Here is a 17,209-nt window from a genome sequence, read left to right on the forward strand (position 1 = left end):
CACCATGCACGACTACGTCTCCTGGCTACGCGACTCCACGCCCTATATCAACGCACACCGCGACCGCACGTTCGTGGTCATGCTGCCCGGCGACGGTATCGCTCACCCGAACTTCGCCAATATCGTCCATGACCTGGTGCTGCTGCACAGCCTGGGCGTGCGCCTGGTGCTGGTGCACGGCTCACGCCCACAGATCGAGGCGCACCTGCAGGCACGAGGCCTGCTGCCACATTTCCATCGTGACCTGCGCATCACCGATACGCCGACCCTGGATTGCGTGATCGACGCCGTCGGTCACTTGCGCATCGCCATCGAGGCACGCCTGTCGATGGACATGGCCACCTCGCCGATGCAGGGCGCGCGCCTGCGCGTGGCCAGCGGCAACTTCGTCACCGCGCGGCCGATCGGCGTAGTCGATGGCATCGACTACCAGCACACCGGCGAAGTGCGGCGGCTCGACCGCAAGGGCATCGGCCGCCTGCTCGACGAACGCACCATCGTGCTGCTCTCGCCACTGGGCTATTCGCCCACCGGGGAAATCTTCAACCTGGCCTGCGAAGATGTCGCCACCCGCGCCGCCATCGACCTGCAGGCCGACAAGCTGGTGCTCTACGGTGCCGAGACCGGCCTGCTCGACGAGCAGTGCCAACTGGTGCGCGAACTGCGTCCGGCGCAGGTGCCGGGCCATATCGAACGCCTCGGCAGCCAGTACCAGGCCGAACTGCTGGATGCCGCGGCCCAGGCCTGCAAGGGCGGCGTGCGCCGCAGCCATATCGTCAGCTACACCGCCGACGGTGCCCTGCTCAATGAACTGTTCACACGCAACGGCAGCGGCACCCTGGTGGCGCAGGAACAGTTCGAGCAGTTGCGCGAGGCGACCATCGAGGATGTCGGCGGCCTGATCGACCTGATCACACCGCTGGAAGAACAGGGCATCCTGGTGCGCCGCTCCCGCGAAGTGCTGGAGCGCGAGGTGCAACAGTTCAGCATCGTCGAACGCGAGGGACGCATCATCGCCTGCGCCGCGCTCTATCCCATACCGGACTCCCACACCGGCGAACTCGCCTGCCTGGCGGTGAATCCAGAATACCGTCATGGCGGCCGCGGCGACGAACTGCTCGAACGCATCGAAGAACGTGCCCGTGCCCTGGGGCTGAAAACCCTGTTCGTGCTCACCACCCGCACCGCCCACTGGTTCCGCGAACGCGGCTTCTCCCCCAGCGGCATCGAACGCCTGCCGGCGGCTCGCGCCTCGCTGTACAACTTCCAGCGTAACTCGAAGATATTCGAGAAAGCGCTGTAGGCTGGCTGGCTGGCTGGCTGGCTGGCTGGCTGGCTGGCTGGCTGGCTGGCTGGCTGGCTGGCTGGCTGGCTGGCTGGCTGGCTGGCTGGACAGTGTGCGCACCGACGCCAAAACGCGGTCAAGACTTTCCTGCTTTTTTCGTCCTGCTTTCCAGCCTATAGCGCTCTTATCGGCTTTCCCACATTTGACCTTTGCCAGGATAGCGCTACGCTGACTCGCCCCCGACTATCGCCCTGGATAGAACACCACCATGCGCCTGTCCCGCTTCTTCATCGACGCCCCCCTTGCCCTCGGCCAGCACGAACTGCCGGAGGAACAGGCCCACTACATTGGCCGGGTCCTGCGCCTGCAGGCCGGTGCCGCCGTGCAGTTGTTCGATGGCAGTGGCCGGGAATTCCTCGGCACCCTGCTGGAAGCCGGCAAGAAACGGGTGAGCGTGGCATTGGTCGAGGAACTCGCCGGCCAACCGGAATCCCCCCTGCATATCCACCTTGGCCAGGGCCTGTCGCGCGGCGAGCGCATGGACTGGGCGATCCAGAAGGCCACCGAACTGGGGGCCAGTGAAATCACCCCCATCGTCAGCGAACGCTGCGAAGTGCGCCTGAACGACGAGCGCGCCGACAAGCGCCTGGCCCACTGGCGCCAGATCGCCATCAGCGCCTGCGAGCAATGTGGGCGCTCGGTGGTGCCGAAGATCCATCCGCCACAGGCATTGGCGCAATGGCTACCCCTGCAGGCCGAACTGAAGCTGCTCTTGCACCCGGTCGCCGAGCCCCTGGCCAGCCATGCGCGCCCGTCCAGCCTGGCCTTCCTGATAGGTCCCGAAGGCGGCCTGAGCGACAGCGAGATCGAGCTGGCACAGCGCAACGGCTTCCACTGCGCCCGCCTCGGCCCCCGTGTCCTGCGCACGGAAACCGCACCGGTGGTGGCCCTCAGCGTGGCACAGCAGTTGTGGGGCGACTTCTCCGACCAGCCATAGGTACGCCTGCCCGCACCGCCGCTCACTCGGATACGGGACAACGCCAACGAAAAGGCCGGGCATCGCTGCCCGGCCTTTTCGTTCAAGCCCCGCGATCAAGCCAGATCGAAGCGATCCAGGTTGGTCACCTTGGTCCAGGCCGCGACGAAGTCCTCGATGAACTTGCGCTGTGCATCGGCGCTGGCGTACACCTCGGCCTGCGCGCGCAGGATGGAGTTGGAGCCGAACACCAGGTCGACGCGGCTACCGCTCCACTTCAGTTCGCCGGTCTTGCGATCACGCCCTTCGAACAGGTTCGGGTCGCCCGCCACTTCCGTCCACGCCGTACCCATATCGAGCAGGTTGACGAAGAAGTCGTTGCTCAACACGCCGGGCCTGTCGGTGAACACACCGTGGCTGGCACCACCGACATTGATATTGATCGCCCGCAGTCCGCCGATCAGTACGGTCAACTCGGGTGCGGTCAGCGTCAACAATTGCGCCTTGTCGATCAACAGATGCTCGGCGGGTACGCTGTAGCGGCCCTTGAGATAGTTGCGGAAGCCATCGGCGACCGGCTCCAGGAAAGTGAAGGACTCGACATCGGTCTGCTCCTGGGTGGCATCGGTGCGGCCAGGCGCGAAAGGTACGTTCACATCATGGCCGGCACGCTTCGCGGCCTGCTCGATGCCAGCGTTGCCCGCCAGTACGATCAGGTCGGCCAGCGACACCTGCTTGCCGCCAGTGGCGCCCGCATTGAACTCGGCACGAATGGCCTCCAGCACCGCCAGAACCCTGGCGAGTTGCTCGGGCTGGTTGGCCTCCCAGTCCTTCTGCGGCGCCAGGCGAACGCGCGCACCATTGGCACCGCCGCGCTTGTCGCCGCCACGGAAGGTGGAAGCCGAGGCCCAGGCCGTACCAACCAGCTCGGAAACCGAGAGGCCGGAATCCAGTATGCGCACCTTGAGCACCGCGGCATCCGCATCGCTGATCAGCGGATGGTTGACCGGCGGCAGCGGGTCCTGCCAGATCAGGTCTTCCTTCGGCACTTCCGGCCCCAGGTAGCGCGACTTCGGCCCGAGGTCGCGGTGGGTCAGCTTGAACCAGGCGCGGGCGAAGGCCTCGGCGAAGGCCTGCGGGTTATCCAGGAAACGCCGCGAGATCTTCTCGTAGGCCGGGTCGAAACGCAGCGCCAGGTCGGTGGTGAACATGGTCGGCAGGCGCTTTTTCGACTTGTCGTGGGCGTCGGGAATGATTTCCTCGGCGTTCTTGGCCACCCACTGGTGTGCACCGGCCGGGCTCTTGCTCAGTTCCCAGTCGAACTTGAAGAGAATCTCCAGGAAGTCATTGCTCCAGCGCGTCGGCGTGGTGGTCCAGGTCACTTCCAGGCCACTGCCGATCGCATCACCGGCCTTGCCGCTGCCGAAATCGCTCTTCCAGCCCAGGCCCTGCTCTGCAAGACCGGCCGCTTCCGGCTCAGGCCCCTTGTGCGACTCGGCGGAAGCGCCGTGGCTCTTGCCGAAGGTGTGGCCGCCAGCGATCAGCGCGACGGTTTCCTCATCGTTCATCGCCATGCGGCGGAAGGTTTCGCGGATATCGCGGGCCGCCGCCAGCGGATCGGGATTGCCGTCCGGGCCTTCCGGGTTGACGTAGATCAGGCCCATCTGCACGGCGGCCAACGGGTTCTCCAGTTCGCGATCGCCGGAGTAACGGCTGTTCGGCTTGTCGCTGGTGGCCAGCCATTCGGTTTCGCTGCCCCAGTAGACATCCTGGTCCGGCTCCCAGGTATCCACACGGCCACCGGCAAAGCCGAAGGTACGGAACCCCATGGTTTCCAGCGCGACGTTACCGGTGAGGATCAGCAGGTCAGCCCAGGAAATCTGCTGGCCGTACTTCTGCTTGATCGGCCACAGCAGGCGACGCGACTTGTCGATGTTGACGTTGTCCGGCCAACTGTTGAGCGGAGCGAAACGCTGCTGGCCACGACCGGCACCGCCACGACCGTCCCCGACCCGGTAGGTACCGGCGGAGTGCCAGGCCATACGGATGAACTGCGGGCCATAATGACCGAAGTCGGCGGGCCACCAGTCCTGCGAGTCGGTCATCAGTTCGCGCAAATCCTTCTTCAACGCCTCGTAGTCGATTTTCTGGAAGGCTTCGGCATAATCGAAATCCTGGCTCAACGGATTGGACTTGGACGAGTGCTGACTCAACAGGTCCACGCGCAACTGGTTCGGCCACCAGTCGCGGTTGCCGGTACCGCCGCCAATGCTATGCACCGGGGCATTCCCGGACGAACCAGCCGAAAACGGACACTTCCCTTCAGTGTTCTGACTCATCTCTTATCTCCTCATCATCGAATCTTCAACAGCCATCCCATATAAAGGGATAGTCATGGGGCAAGTCTAGAATGCAGAAGGCTTAACGGGATAATTTATTAAAACAAACAAGCCAATAGTTTTTACCTTTCCATGGATCGGGAAGCAGGCCACGACCGGCACGGGATAAAACACCCTCACCACTCTGGCCGATACTCCGTGACACCGGAATCTGCTCAAAAAACAGTCGCATAGCCGGGACAGGCGGCGCGACGGGCCTGCAGCCGTTCACCCAGAGGTTATCCACAGCGCCATCCCCCATCCTTGTTGACAAGTCGACTGATGCTGTTCGTTTCTTGATCACCCAGCGCCGATAAGCGCCGCTCAAGGCCTGCAGGATAGCCTCCCCAACTTATCCACAAGTCTGTGCACGCCTTCGGTGAACAAGCCAGCAAAGGCCGACTGTTGCGCCCTGGCAACTCGCGACTGTACGCAGACAAGCCCGCCACGCGGGCGCACAATTACCGACCGCTCGAACATACGGACCGATCATGAGCGATCTGCGCAAAGGTTATCTGCTGGCTCTCGCCACATTCACCCTATGGGGGCTCTTCCCCTTCTATTTCAGGACACTGGAATCATTCAGCGCACTGGAAATCATCGCCCAGCGCGCCATCTGGTCGGCGCTGTTCGGCGCACTGGTGCTGCTGTTCTGGCGACACCCCGGCTGGTGGCGTGAATTGGCCGCCCACCCCCGGCGGTTCGCCGTGCTGGTCATCTCCGGGCTGCTGGTCGCCGGCAACTGGCTGATCTATGTCTGGGCGGTGAACAACGGGCATATCATCGAGATCAGCCTGGGCTACTACATCAACCCACTGGTCAACGTGCTGCTCGGCATGCTGGTGCTGCGTGAGCGTCTGCGCCCGCTGCAATGGGCCGCAGTCCTGCTGGCCGCCGCCGGCGTCGGGCTGCAATTACTGATGCTGGGCCAGTTGCCCTGGATTGCCTTGCTACTGGCGTTTAGCTTCAGTCTCTACGGGCTGCTGCGCAAGATGGCTCCAGTCGCCGCACTGCCCGGCCTGGTAGTGGAAACCTGGCTGCTGCTACCTGTCGCTCTGGGCTGGCTGCTGCTGTTCGGCTCCGGCCCCAGCACCGAGGCCGTTTTCTGGCATGGACCGCAGGCACTCTGGCTGATCGCCGCCGGCCCGGTAACCATCATCCCGCTGCTGTGCTTCAACTCCGCGGCGCGCTACCTGCCCTACTCCACCCTGGGCTTCATGCAATACATCGCCCCGACATTGCTGCTGGTATTCGCCGTATGGGTATTCGACGAAGCCTTCCCGGCGGACAGACAACTGGCATTCTTCTTTATCTGGAGCGGCCTGGCCATCTACAGCTACGACATCTGGCGGTGGTTGCGCAGGGGCAGCGACAAGGCCCTTCGATAAAAGAGCTGAAGGCTGGAACGCCGGACGCAAGCACGGGCAGCCCCCGTTTCCGCTTTCCAGCGCACTTTGCAATGGGCCGAAACGCGTAGTGCGATCGCCCGCCTACTACCAAGGCCTATTTGACAGTCGAACGGCGCAATCGGTATAGATCGCATTCGCCAGGCAGCCGACTCGCCACAAGTGAAAAACCGGCCCTGCGAACCTCCTGCCCCTGCGGTCATCCCCCGCGATTCCAGGGGAGCATGCGCCAGCGGATCACCGGCTCCACTGGCGTATCGGTGCGCGGACCGCGCCCGTTCCCATGCGATACGGCATCGCCCGGGCACGACCGGAGCATGCCCCGATTCGCGACGAAACCCGTTCCGCCATGGTTATGGCAAAACATCGATGGATGCCGGACTGCTTTTCCATATCCCATCATGTAGTATCTCTTCGCGCGGACTACAAAACGCAAGATCCACGCGGGAATTGAAGAATAAAGTGAGGCGAGTAATGACTGAGCGCGTTGAAGTCGGTGGCCTGCAGGTCGCCAAAGTCCTGTACGACTTTGTGAACAATGAAGCGATTCCCGGCACCGGTGTCGATGTCTCGGCCTTCTGGGCCGGTGCAGCACAACTCATCCATGACCTGGCGCCGAAGAACCGCGCCCTGCTGGCCAAGCGTGACGACCTGCAAGCACGGATCGACGCCTGGCACCAGGCCCGGGCAGGCCAGACCCACGATGCCGCGGCCTACAAGAGCTTCCTGCAGGAAATCGGCTATCTGCTGCCCGAGGCCGAGGACTTCCAGGCCACCACCGAGAACGTCGACGACGAAATCGCCCGTATGGCCGGCCCGCAACTGGTGGTGCCGATCATGAACGCGCGCTTCGCGCTGAACGCCGCCAACGCACGCTGGGGCTCGCTGTACGATGCCCTGTACGGCACCGACGCGATCTCCGAAGAAGACGGTGCCAGCAAGGGCCCCGGCTACAATGAAGTGCGTGGCGCCAAGGTCATCGCCTTCGCCCGTGCCTTCCTCGACGAGAGCGCGCCATTGGCCAGTGGCTCCCACGTCGACGCCACCGGTTACCGTATCGAGGGCGGCAAACTGCAAGTCACCCTGAAAGACGGCGCCAGCGGCCTGAAAGACAACGCCCAACTGCTCGGCTACCAGGGCGAAGCCGGCGCGCCGAGCGCGGTACTGCTCAAGCACAATGGCCTGCACTTCGAAATCCAGATCGACCGCGACAGCCCGATCGGCAAGACCGACGCGGCGGGCGTCAAGGATGTGCTGCTGGAATCGGCACTGACCACCATCATGGACTGCGAAGACTCCGTCGCCGCCGTCGATGCCGATGACAAGACCCTGGTCTACCGCAACTGGCTGGGCCTGATGAAGGGCGACCTGGTCGAGGAACTGCAAAAAGGCGGCAAGCGTATCACCCGCGCACTGAACCCCGATCGCGTCTATACCGGCACCAACGGCGGGCAGCTCAGCCTGCATGGCCGCTCGCTGCTGTTCATCCGCAACGTCGGCCACCTGATGAGCAATGACGCGGTGCTCGATCGCGAAGGCAACGAAGTGCCCGAGGGCATCCTCGATGGCCTGTTCACCAGCCTGATCGCCATCCACAACCTCAAGGGCAACACCAGCCGCGTGAACAGCCGCACCGGCAGCGTCTACATCGTCAAGCCGAAGATGCACGGCCCGGAAGAGGTCGCTTTCGCCAGCGAACTGTTCGCGCGTGTCGAGGATGTGCTGGGCCTGGCGCGCAACACCCTGAAAGTCGGCATCATGGACGAGGAGCGCCGCACCACGGTCAACCTGAAGGCCTGCATCAAGGCCGCCCGCGAGCGCGTGGTGTTCATCAACACCGGCTTCCTCGACCGTACCGGCGATGAAATCCATACGTCCATGGAAGCCGGCCCGTTCATCCGCAAAGGCGAGATCAAGGGCGCCAAGTGGATCGCCGCCTATGAAAACAACAACGTCGATATCGGCCTGGCCACCGGCCTGCCGGGCCGCGCACAGATCGGCAAGGGCATGTGGGCCATGCCCGACCTGATGGCGGAAATGCTGGTGCAGAAGATCGGTCACCCGAACGCCGGCGCCAACACCGCCTGGGTGCCGTCGCCAACCGCCGCCACCCTGCACGCGCTGCACTACCACAAGATCGACGTGTTCGCCCGTCAGGTCGAGCTGGCCAGGCGCGAGCCGGCTTCCCTCGATGACATCCTCAGCATCCCACTGGCACCGGACACCGGCTGGAGCGATGAGCAGAAGCGCAACGAGCTGGACAACAACGCCCAGGGCATCCTCGGCTACGTGGTGCGCTGGATCGACCAGGGCGTCGGCTGCTCCAAGGTGCCGGACATCAACGATATCGCCCTGATGGAAGACCGTGCCACCCTGCGCATCTCCAGCCAGCATATCGCCAACTGGTTGCGCCACGGTGTGGTGAGCCGCGAGCAGGTGCTGGAAAGCCTCAAGCGCATGGCGCTGGTGGTCGACAAGCAGAACGCCGCCGACCCGCTCTACCGCCCGCTGGCTCCGGACTTCGACAACAACGTGGCCTTCCAGGCCGCACTGGAGCTGGTCCTCGAAGGCACCAAGCAGCCGAACGGCTACACCGAGCCGGTCCTGCACCGTCGTCGCCGCGAGTTCAAGGCCAAAAACGGCCTGTAATCCTCGCAGCCATGGCCTGCTCACACGAGCGGGCCATGGACCCAAAAGCCGCGCCCACAAGGGCGCGGCTTTTTTATGGGCGCAATGCCTGGGTCAGCAGTCCCGACCCTCGGGAGCGTCGGAAGCGGAAGTGCCGCAGGTATTCTCTCCCGTCACCTCGGTCTCCCCCAACCGATCCGCCGCTACCGGATGGCCGAACAGCCAGCCCTGCCCGATCACTTCCGGCACGATAGCCTGCACGTAGGCCGCCTGCTGCTCCGTTTCGATCCCCTCGACCACCAGGCCGATCCCCAGGGGGCCGACCATCGCACAGATCTGCTCGACGATCCGCTCCGTAGCCGAACCACTGCCGATGGCGCGGGTGAACATCTTGTCGACCTTGATGGCATCGATGGGCAGATCGGCCAGATACGACAGGCTGGAATAGCCGGTACCGAAGTCGTCCACATAGATGCGGTAGCCAAGGGCACGCAACGCCTCGATACCTTCGATCAAGTGGCAGTGCTTGGCCGTCGAGCGCTCGGTGATTTCCAGCACCACCCGGCAGGGGGAGATACCACGGCTCGCCAGTTCCTTCTGCAGGAATAAGTGGAATTCCGCATCGGCGATATTGGATGCGGTCAGGTTGATGCTGATATAGAAGCCGCTGTCATCGACCAACCGCTCGCGCACGCCGTCCAGGGCCTTGCGCACGATCTGCCGGGTCAGTGAACTCATGAGCCCCATATGCTCGGCCATCGGGATGAAATCTTCCGGGCTGACACCCTCGCCTTCGTCATCCTCCCAGCGCGCCAACGCCTCGGCACCGACCATTCGCCGGTCGCGCAGGCACACCAGCGGCTGATAGTGGATATGCAGGTCGCCGTGCAACAGCGCACGGCGCAATTGCATCGCCAGCGAATGCCGCTCCCGCCGCCAGGAAGCCAGCGCCAGGCCCAGCCCGACACCCGCCAGGCCTCCCAGCCCGGCCACCCCGGCCAGCAGTGGCAATGGTCGCTTGAGGATATTGATCTCGTGATAACCAGCAGTGACACAGACATCCACCCCACCTGGCGGGCTGCACTGATACAGGGTCTGGCTGCGGCCAAGCATGGAGTACTGCTCCTTGCCCCCTTCCAGGTGCCGTACATCACCGAAACGCTGGAAAACATAGCCACTATCACTGTTGGTCACCAAAGCCCCGATCCCGGCGGGAGGATGCTCGAACAGTTCGAAGGCATTCGGCGAGGTGAATACGATCACATCACCCTGCCCTGCCATGTCGGCAACGATGCGCGGATCAACGATATTCCCGACAGAGGTCCAGAGCCTGACACCTCGCGCGGTTTCCAACCGATAGGGCGGTAGCGTAACCGGGGGTACGAGGTCCCCCCAGCCAGCGGTACAAATGATGCGACCGTCACGGACCCGCCCCACATCGCGTAGCAGACGCGACTGGAACGCCAGCACACGCAGCTCGGCGATATCATCCTTCGAACAGGGAACATTGCCTGAATGCTGGACCAGCGCCAGCAGGTCGGCACTGACCATGGCGACCTCCCGCGCTCTATCCAGCAAGCCACTGGCATACTCATCGAGCCGCTCACGATCCTGCTTTACAAGGATCATCTGCGCCCCCAACAGAGCCAGCACGCCTCCCAGCAGCAACGCAGCGAACGGCAGTCCATATGACCACCCGATCAGGTCTTTCTTCCTCATGCTTGCCCCGCCAGCCGGGCACCTCCCGAGAGCTATGCGTAAATGATGGCACAAGAATGGCTAGCGAGCATTGACGATAATCGACAGCGCAGCGCCTCGATAAAATACTGCAAAGCCGATAGCTGAACGAAAAACGGCGGCTGCCAATGCTTTTCGTCCAGCGCTCCAGCCTGCAGCGCCTTTATCGAAGCACTGTACCCATGGTGAACGTGATGGCAGGGCCCACTGGACATGACACCCGCGACAACTTGTTATAACGTAATCAAAAGCCATCCAACGGAGTCACCATGAACCCCCTAGCCTTCGTCCTCGCACTGCTCCCCCTGACGCTCGCCCATGCCCACGACCACGACCACGACCACGACCACGACCACGACCACGATAGCCTGGGCACGCATGAACACGGCGTCGCCACCCTGGATATCGCTCTGGAAGGCGAACGCCTGGATATCGCCTTGAACAGCCCGGCCATCAACCTGATCGGCTTCGAGCACCAGCCCGGCAACGACAGCGAACGCGCCACCCTGGCACAGGCACGCCAGCAGTTGCTGGCGCCCGACAGGCTTTTCGCACTGCCGCAACAGGCAGGCTGCACACTGACTACGCAGCGACTGCACAGCCCCCTTTTCCATGACCATGACCACGATGCTCATGCAAAGGGCCATGCGCACAACGATATCGAAGCCAGCTACAGCTTCCAGTGCCAGGCGCCGGATACCTTGCGCACGCTCGACCTGGATGTCTTTTTCAAGACCTTCCCCGGCACCGAGAAGATCATCGTGCAACTGACGGGGCCTTCCGGGCAGCAAGGACTGGAAACAATCCCCGGCAGAAGCCGCCTGTCATTCTGATAGGCTTCGCACATTCAGGCCGGACACGCCCCCATGCATCAAGCCGTACCGACAGCGCGAGCAGTGCTGGAAATCGACGACCTGGACTTCGCCTGGCCCGGCCAGGCGACGCTCCTGGACATTGCCGCGTTCCACCTGTCCCAGGGTGAAAGCCTGTTCCTCAAGGGCCCCTCCGGCAGCGGCAAGACCACCCTGCTGGGGTTGCTTGGCGGCGTGAGCAGCCCGCGCCGAGGCGAGGTCCGGCTACTGGGGCAGGATCTGGGCCGGCTATCCGCCGGGGCGCGGGACCGTTTCAGGGTCGATCACACAGGCTATATCTTTCAGCAATTCAACCTGCTGCCGTTTCTCTCGGTACAGGAAAACGTACTGCTACCCTGCCATTTCTCGCGCCTGCGCAACGCACGGGCCTGCCAGCGCCACGGCAGCCCGGAGCAGGCCGCCAGCCGTCTGCTGGAACATCTCGGCCTGCCGCCGGCACTGCACCGCCGCCGCGCGGAATCCCTCTCCATCGGCCAGCAGCAACGGGTCGCCGCGGCACGGGCATTGATCGGCCAGCCGGAGCTGGTGATCGCCGACGAACCGACCTCGGCCCTCGACAGCGATACCCGGGAAACCTTCCTGCACCTGCTGTTCGAGGAGTGCCGCAGCGCCAACGCCAGCCTGCTGTTCGTCAGCCATGACCAGAGCCTGGCGACACTGTTCGACCGCAGCCTGTCGCTGGACGACCTCAACCGCGCCAGCCAGCCACGGGAAACCTGAGCATGTACCTGTTGCGACTCGCCCTGGCCAGCCTGGCCAATCGCCGTTTCACCGCGCTGCTGACCATCTTCGCCATCGCCCTCTCGGTCTGCCTGCTGCTCTCGGTGGAGCGCATACGCACGGAAACCCGTGCCAGCTTCGCCAGCACCATCAGCGGCACCGACCTGATCGTCGGCGCCCGTTCGGGGTCGATCAACCTGCTGCTGTACTCGGTATTCCGCATCGGCAACGCCACCAACAACATCCGCTGGGACAGCTACCGGCAGATCGCCGAACATCCACGCGTGGCCTGGGCCGTACCGATCTCCCTGGGGGATTCGCACCGTGGCTACCGGGTGCTGGGGACCACCACCGGGTATTTCGAACACTATCGCTACGCGCGCCAGACCCCGCTGGCACTCCTCGAAGGACGGCGCTTCAGCGACGACCCCTTCGAAGTGGTGCTCGGCGCCGAAGTGGCCGCCGCACTGGGCTATGGCCTGGGCGAGGAAATCGTCCTGGCCCACGGCGTGGCCAGCGTCAGCCTGGTGCAGCACGACGACAAGCCTTTCCGTGTCGTCGGTATCCTGCAGCGCACCGGCACGCCGGTAGACCGCACCCTGCACATCTCCCTGGAAGGAATGGAGGCCCTGCATATCGACTGGCAGAGTGGCATGCCGGCCCGTGGCAATGCCCGTATCAGCGCCGAGCAGGCACGCCAGATGGATCTGCAACCCCGGCAGATCACCGCCATCCTGCTGGGCCTGGACAGCCGTATCGCCACCTTCGCCCTGCAGCGGGAAATCAACCAGTACCGCGGCGAACCGCTGCTGGCGATCCTGCCCGGGGTCGCCCTGCAGGAATTGTGGGGCCTGATGGGCACGGCGGAAAAATCCCTGTTCATCGTATCGCTGTTCGTGGTGCTGGTCGGCCTGGTCGGCATGCTCACGGCCATTCTCACCAGCCTCAACGAACGGCGCCGGGAAATGGCGATCCTGCGCTCGGTCGGCGCACGCCCCTGGCATATCGCCAGCCTGTTGCTCGCCGAAGCCTTCTGCATCGCGCTGGCCGGTATACTGCTCGGGCTGTCGTTGCTCTACCTCGGCATCGCCCTTGCGCAAGGTCCGCTACAGAGCCTCTACGGCATTTACCTGCCACTCGCCCTGCCCAGCCTGTATGAATGGCAACTGCTCGGCGGCATTCTGCTCGCCGCCCTGTCGATCGGCGGCATCCCGGCCTGGCGCGCCTACCGACAGTCGCTGGCCGACGGTCTATCGATTCGCCTGTGAGAGGCCCCATGCCACGCATTCTGCCTATCCTGCTGTTACTGCTCATGCCCATGCTCTGGGCGGCCGAACCTCGCGAACTGACCTGGGAAGAGCTGATTCCCCCGGGCGCGCCCCCGCCGCCGCCACCCATCCCAATCCACGACCTGTCGCGCCTGGCCGAAGCGCTGATCGCCGAGAGCGGCCCGGCCATGCAGCAGCAATCTCCTGCGGCACCAGTGGTCGAGGCCCTCGATGGCACCCAGGTGAAGCTACCCGGCTATATAGTCCCGCTGGACATGAACGAGGAAGGCCGCGTCACCGAGTTCCTGCTGGTGCCCTACTTCGGCGCCTGCATCCATGTACCGCCGCCACCCTCCAACCAGATCGTGCATGCGCTCAGCGAACTGGGCGTACGGGTCGATGCGCTCTACCAGCCGTTCTGGATCGAAGGGCCGCTCAGGGTCGAACATGCCAGCAGCGAACTGGCCGAAGCGGGTTATCGCATGGAAGCGCAGAAGATCTATCCCTACGAATTGCCCAGGTGAGTGACATAACTGCGTCATACCGCCACCGCACACTCCGGAAATATATTGAGCTGGATCAAGACAGGAAATACATAGCCTCCTAAGATGACTGGCACCTAAGTACTGCCAAGACTCACTGGAGTGACCCATGCGCAAGACACTGTTCGCCGCTTCCGCCCTGGCCCTCGCCATCGCCGCCCCCATTGCCCAAGCCCACCAGGCCGGCGACATCATCGTCCGCGCTGGTGCCGTGACCGTTGATCCGCGTGAAGATAGCTCGCTTATCAAGTTGAACGGCGCAGGTCTTGCGGGCAGTAAGGCAACGCTGGATAGCGATACCCAACTGGGCCTTAACTTCGCTTACATGCTGACCGACAAGTTCGGTATCGAACTGCTGGCCGCCACGCCCTTCTCCCACGAAGTGGGCGCCAAGATCCCCGCACTGGGCTATGACGGCAAGCTGGGCGACATCAAGCACCTGCCACCGACCCTGAGCGTCGTCTACTACCCGCTGGGCGGCAACTCGGCCTTCCAGCCCTATGTTGGCGCCGGCATCAACTACACTTGGTTCTTCGATGACTCCCTGGGCAGCAAAGCCGAAGAAGCAGGCTTGCGCGGACTCGACCTTGATGACTCCTGGGGCTGGGCTGCGCAGATCGGCCTGGACTATCAGTTGACCGACAAAATCCTGCTCAATGCTCAGGTCCGTTATATAGACATCGAAACCACAGGTACCACGAACCTGGGCACGAGCAAAGTCAAAGTCGACGTGGACGTAGACCCCTATGTCTACATGGTCGGCCTCGGCTACAAATTCTGACGACACCGTTCGCAGATAAAGAAAAGGCGCCGCAAGGCGCCTTTCTCGTTTCTGACCAGTAGGTTTCACCGCGCGCACCGCGAAGCCAGCGAATATCCGACGGGATCAGCGGTCAGCGGCGCAGGATAAGCGCCCTCTCCGACCGGCAACCCCGCTCAGGCATCGAGCAGCGCCCGCAATCCCTCGTGTACGCTGGTCGCCGGCTCGGGCAACCGATAGCGCTGGCGCAAGCGAACGTTGCTGGCGCGCGAATGGCGGATATCGCCAGGCCGCGCCTCGGCATGGGTCACCGCAGGCAGATCGCCCAGCACCTCGCCAATGGCCGCCAGCAACTGGTTCAGGCTGGTGGCGCGATCGAGCCCGAGGTTGACCGCGCCCACCTCCAGCTCCGGCGCGTCCAGCGCTTGCAGCAGCACTTCGACCAGGTCCGCCACATAGACGAAATCCCGCGTCTGCCCGCCATCGCCGAACACGGTGATCGGCAAGCCTTGGCGCGCTCGCTCGGTAAAGATGCTGATCACCCCGGAATAGGGCGAGGCAGGGTCCTGGCGCGGCCCGAAGACATTGAAGAAGCGAAAGACCGCCGGCTCCAGCCCATGCTGGCGGCGATAGAAATCCAGGTAATGCTCGCTGGCCAGCTTGTCCGCCGCATAGGGCGTCAACGGCGCCTTGGGCGTTTCCTCGTGGATGGACTCGCCTTCGCCGTTATTGCCATACACGGCGGCGCTGGAGGCGAAGACCACACGGCGCACGCCGCTCTCGCGCATGGCCTCGCAGAGGTTCAGGGTACCGATCAGGTTGCTGCGGTGCGTTCCCAGCGGGTCATCCACCGAGGCCTGCACCGAAGCCACGGCGGCAAGGTGCACGACTGAGCGGCAACCTTGCACCGCCTGGCGCACCAGAGACAGGTCGGCGACATCACCCTCGATCACCTGCAGACGGCCATTCTCGGGCAGATTGGCCCGCTTGCCGGTGGAAAAATCATCCAGCACCCGCACCGCCTGGCCTCGCGCCAGCAGGGCATCGACCAGGTGCGAGCCGATGAAGCCGGCACCACCGGTAACCAGAACGCGAGTATCAGTCATGTCGGTAATAGCGTTCCACCAGGTTCGGCAAGCCCGTGCGCCATGCGCGGGGCTTGATACCGAAGGTATTGAGAATCTTGCGGCAGGCCAGCACGCCGTGCTGCGGCTCCGTGGCGGCATCGGGAAAATCCGCATGCGCCCTCGGCGTCAGTTCCTGCAGCCGCAACTGCCGGTGCTTGGCCGCCTCGGCGTACATCGCCTGCCCGACCACCAGCGGCGTCGCCGCCTCGTGGCCGGCATAGTGATAGGTGCCCCACAACGGCGCCAGGCAATCGAGCTGGTTGAGAATCGCCAGGATCACCCGCGCCGCATCGTCCACCGGGGTGGGATTGCCGCGCCGGTCATCGGCCAGGAACACTGGATCGTTCCGCTCCAGGCGCTGGAGAAAACGCCCGAGGATGCCATTCGGGCTGTCATCCAGCAGCCAGCCCAGACGCAACAGCACATGCCGTGGGCACAGCGCCCGCACCGTCTGTTCGATACGCCAGAGCGCCTGGCTGCGGTTATCCAGCGGCGCGACCTCGTCCGTTTCGCTATAGGCCGTGGTGCGCGCCCCATCGAAGACCCTGTAGCTCGACGGCTGCAGCAGGATCACGCCATGGTGCTGGCACAGTTCGGCCAGCCTTTCGACGGCCTGCTCCTGCTGCTGCAGGACACTGTCGGCGACCTGGCCGGCCTGGAACCAGTCGAAATAATAGGCGAGGTTGACCAACGCATCTGGCCGATGCTCGTCGAGCAACGTCGTCAGATGGCTGCTGTCCCAGCCGCCTTCCGGCGGACGCGGGGCATGGCAACCGACGTTCTGCTCGGCTCCCAGACGGATCAGCGCCTGCCCCAAGGCATTGCCGCCGCCCAATAGCATCAGACGCATATGCATGGTGGTACGGTCTACTCCAGAACCTAGAGTGGGCTTGCGCCCATATGGGCCCGCCGCGAAGGCGGGCCGGAAGCCAAGCTACGAGAATCGGCACACTCCGCTATCCAATGTATGCCGAAGTGCCGCCGAGACCGTCAGAACGGGATATCGTCATCGAAGCTGTCGTAGTCCGGAGCTGGCTGCGCCGCGGGGCGCTGCTGCGGCTGGGCTTGCGCCGCCGGCTGGCTCGCTTGCGGGCGCGGGGCGGCAGCCGGGCGCGGCTGGCGGGGAGCGCCATCGCCGGCATCGTTGTTGCGGCCGCCCAGCAACTGCATGGTGCCCTGCATGTCGACGATGATCTCGGTGGTATAGCGCTTGACGCCATCCTTTTCCCACTCGCGGGTCTGCAGCTTGCCTTCGATGTAAACCTGGGAACCCTTGCGCAGGTACTCGCCGGCGATTTCCGCGACCTTGCCGAACAGCGCGACACGGTGCCATTCGGTGCGTTCGACGCGCTGGCCGGTCTGCTTGTCGTTCCACTGCTCGCTGGTGGCCAGGCTCAGGTTGGTGACCGCATTGCCATTGGGCAGGTAGCGGGTTTCAGGGTCCTGTCCGCAGGTACCCACCAGAATGACTTTGTTAACCCCACGGGCCATGGGTGGCTCCTTTTCTGAA

The 17,209-nt window shown here is 63.8% G+C and carries 14 protein-coding genes; 9 read left to right on the forward strand and 5 right to left on the reverse strand.

The features are described 5' to 3' along the window. The first annotated feature begins 4 nt into the window (after positions 1–4). Positions 5–1,303: an amino-acid N-acetyltransferase gene (gene argA, locus DNJ95_RS13730; protein WP_131185295.1), complete on the forward strand. Its 1,299-nt coding sequence runs from the start codon at positions 5–7 to the stop codon at positions 1,301–1,303. Between the two features lie 250 nt (positions 1,304–1,553). Beyond that, positions 1,554–2,282, forward strand: a complete 729-nt coding sequence (locus tag DNJ95_RS13735) for a 16S rRNA (uracil(1498)-N(3))-methyltransferase (RefSeq protein WP_131185296.1) — start codon at positions 1,554–1,556, stop codon at positions 2,280–2,282. 95 nt (positions 2,283–2,377) lie between these two features. Here DNJ95_RS13735 and katG read toward each other — a convergent pair whose 3' ends face one another. Further along, a complete protein-coding gene (katG, locus tag DNJ95_RS13740) occupies positions 2,378–4,600 on the reverse strand; it encodes a catalase/peroxidase HPI (RefSeq protein ID WP_131185297.1) in 2,223 nt (740 codons plus the stop codon). A gap of 530 nt (positions 4,601–5,130) precedes the next feature. Here katG and rarD point away from each other — a divergent pair. Further along, positions 5,131–6,027, forward strand: a complete 897-nt coding sequence (rarD, locus tag DNJ95_RS13745; protein ID WP_131185298.1) for an EamA family transporter RarD — start codon at positions 5,131–5,133, stop codon at positions 6,025–6,027. A gap of 492 nt (positions 6,028–6,519) precedes the next feature. After that, a complete protein-coding gene (locus DNJ95_RS13750) occupies positions 6,520–8,694 on the forward strand; it encodes a malate synthase G (RefSeq protein WP_131185299.1) in 2,175 nt (724 codons plus the stop codon). A 93-nt stretch (positions 8,695–8,787) separates the two neighbouring features. On the opposite strand, the gene DNJ95_RS13755 is transcribed toward DNJ95_RS13750, so the two are convergent. Beyond that, positions 8,788–10,392 carry an EAL domain-containing protein gene (locus DNJ95_RS13755; protein ID WP_131185300.1) on the reverse strand — a complete coding sequence of 535 codons (1,605 nt, stop codon included), beginning with the start codon at positions 10,390–10,392 and terminating at the stop codon, positions 8,788–8,790. 287 nt (positions 10,393–10,679) lie between these two features. On the opposite strand from DNJ95_RS13755, the gene DNJ95_RS13760 reads away from it, so the two are divergent. The 5 genes from DNJ95_RS13760 (at position 10,680) to DNJ95_RS13780 (ending at position 14,593) form a co-directional block, all read left to right on the forward strand. Then, complete coding sequence (locus DNJ95_RS13760; protein WP_131185301.1) at positions 10,680–11,243, forward strand: DUF2796 domain-containing protein; 564 nt, start codon at positions 10,680–10,682, stop codon at positions 11,241–11,243. A 33-nt stretch (positions 11,244–11,276) separates the two neighbouring features. Beyond that, entirely contained in the window at positions 11,277–12,002 is a 726-nt protein-coding gene (locus DNJ95_RS13765; RefSeq protein WP_131185302.1) for an ABC transporter ATP-binding protein, read from the forward strand. Positions 12,003–12,004: 2 nt separating this feature from the next. Then, positions 12,005–13,270, forward strand: coding sequence for an ABC transporter permease (locus DNJ95_RS13770; protein ID WP_131185303.1), 1,266 nt, complete (start codon positions 12,005–12,007; stop codon positions 13,268–13,270). An 8-nt stretch (positions 13,271–13,278) separates the two neighbouring features. Beyond that, complete coding sequence (locus tag DNJ95_RS13775; RefSeq protein ID WP_131185304.1) at positions 13,279–13,794, forward strand: DUF3299 domain-containing protein; 516 nt, start codon at positions 13,279–13,281, stop codon at positions 13,792–13,794. A gap of 127 nt (positions 13,795–13,921) precedes the next feature. After that, positions 13,922–14,593: an OmpW/AlkL family protein gene (locus DNJ95_RS13780; protein WP_131185305.1), complete on the forward strand. Its 672-nt coding sequence runs from the start codon at positions 13,922–13,924 to the stop codon at positions 14,591–14,593. Between the two features lie 155 nt (positions 14,594–14,748). Here DNJ95_RS13780 and DNJ95_RS13785 read toward each other — a convergent pair whose 3' ends face one another. The 3 genes from DNJ95_RS13785 to DNJ95_RS13795 form a co-directional block, all read right to left on the reverse strand. Beyond that, a complete protein-coding gene (locus DNJ95_RS13785) occupies positions 14,749–15,678 on the reverse strand; it encodes an NAD-dependent epimerase/dehydratase family protein (RefSeq protein WP_131185306.1) in 930 nt (309 codons plus the stop codon). Beyond that, positions 15,671–16,555: a sugar nucleotide-binding protein gene (locus DNJ95_RS13790; RefSeq protein WP_131185307.1), complete on the reverse strand. Its 885-nt coding sequence runs from the start codon at positions 16,553–16,555 to the stop codon at positions 15,671–15,673. Before DNJ95_RS13790 ends, DNJ95_RS13785 begins: the two co-directional genes overlap by 8 nt. A 134-nt stretch (positions 16,556–16,689) precedes the next feature. Continuing rightward, positions 16,690–17,190: a single-stranded DNA-binding protein gene (locus tag DNJ95_RS13795; RefSeq protein ID WP_131185308.1), complete on the reverse strand. Its 501-nt coding sequence runs from the start codon at positions 17,188–17,190 to the stop codon at positions 16,690–16,692. Positions 17,191–17,209 lie beyond the last annotated feature (19 nt).

The organism is Stutzerimonas kirkiae, from assembly GCF_004327335.1.
GTDB classification, from domain to species: domain Bacteria; phylum Pseudomonadota; class Gammaproteobacteria; order Pseudomonadales; family Pseudomonadaceae; genus Stutzerimonas; species Stutzerimonas kirkiae.

What these genes read in the sequence shown, in the direction of transcription:
- DNJ95_RS13750 (WP_131185299.1), top strand. Translation starts at nt 6,520, where the DNA reads ATGACTGAGCGCGTTGAAGTCGGTGGCCTGCAGGTCGCCAAAGTCCTG.
- katG (WP_131185297.1), bottom strand. Translation starts at nt 4,600, where the DNA reads ATGAGTCAGAACACTGAAGGGAAGTGTCCGTTTTCGGCTGGTTCGTCC.
- DNJ95_RS13765 (WP_131185302.1), top strand. Translation starts at nt 11,277, where the DNA reads ATGCATCAAGCCGTACCGACAGCGCGAGCAGTGCTGGAAATCGACGAC.
- DNJ95_RS13770 (WP_131185303.1), top strand. Translation starts at nt 12,005, where the DNA reads ATGTACCTGTTGCGACTCGCCCTGGCCAGCCTGGCCAATCGCCGTTTC.
- DNJ95_RS13735 (WP_131185296.1), top strand. Translation starts at nt 1,554, where the DNA reads ATGCGCCTGTCCCGCTTCTTCATCGACGCCCCCCTTGCCCTCGGCCAG.
- DNJ95_RS13790 (WP_131185307.1), bottom strand. Translation starts at nt 16,555, where the DNA reads ATGCATATGCGTCTGATGCTATTGGGCGGCGGCAATGCCTTGGGGCAG.
- DNJ95_RS13785 (WP_131185306.1), bottom strand. Translation starts at nt 15,678, where the DNA reads ATGACTGATACTCGCGTTCTGGTTACCGGTGGTGCCGGCTTCATCGGC.
- argA (WP_131185295.1), top strand. Translation starts at nt 5, where the DNA reads ATGCACGACTACGTCTCCTGGCTACGCGACTCCACGCCCTATATCAAC.
- DNJ95_RS13755 (WP_131185300.1), bottom strand. Translation starts at nt 10,392, where the DNA reads ATGAGGAAGAAAGACCTGATCGGGTGGTCATATGGACTGCCGTTCGCT.
- rarD (WP_131185298.1), top strand. Translation starts at nt 5,131, where the DNA reads ATGAGCGATCTGCGCAAAGGTTATCTGCTGGCTCTCGCCACATTCACC.
- DNJ95_RS13760 (WP_131185301.1), top strand. Translation starts at nt 10,680, where the DNA reads ATGAACCCCCTAGCCTTCGTCCTCGCACTGCTCCCCCTGACGCTCGCC.
- DNJ95_RS13795 (WP_131185308.1), bottom strand. Translation starts at nt 17,190, where the DNA reads ATGGCCCGTGGGGTTAACAAAGTCATTCTGGTGGGTACCTGCGGACAG.
- DNJ95_RS13780 (WP_131185305.1), top strand. Translation starts at nt 13,922, where the DNA reads ATGCGCAAGACACTGTTCGCCGCTTCCGCCCTGGCCCTCGCCATCGCC.
- DNJ95_RS13775 (WP_131185304.1), top strand. Translation starts at nt 13,279, where the DNA reads ATGCCACGCATTCTGCCTATCCTGCTGTTACTGCTCATGCCCATGCTC.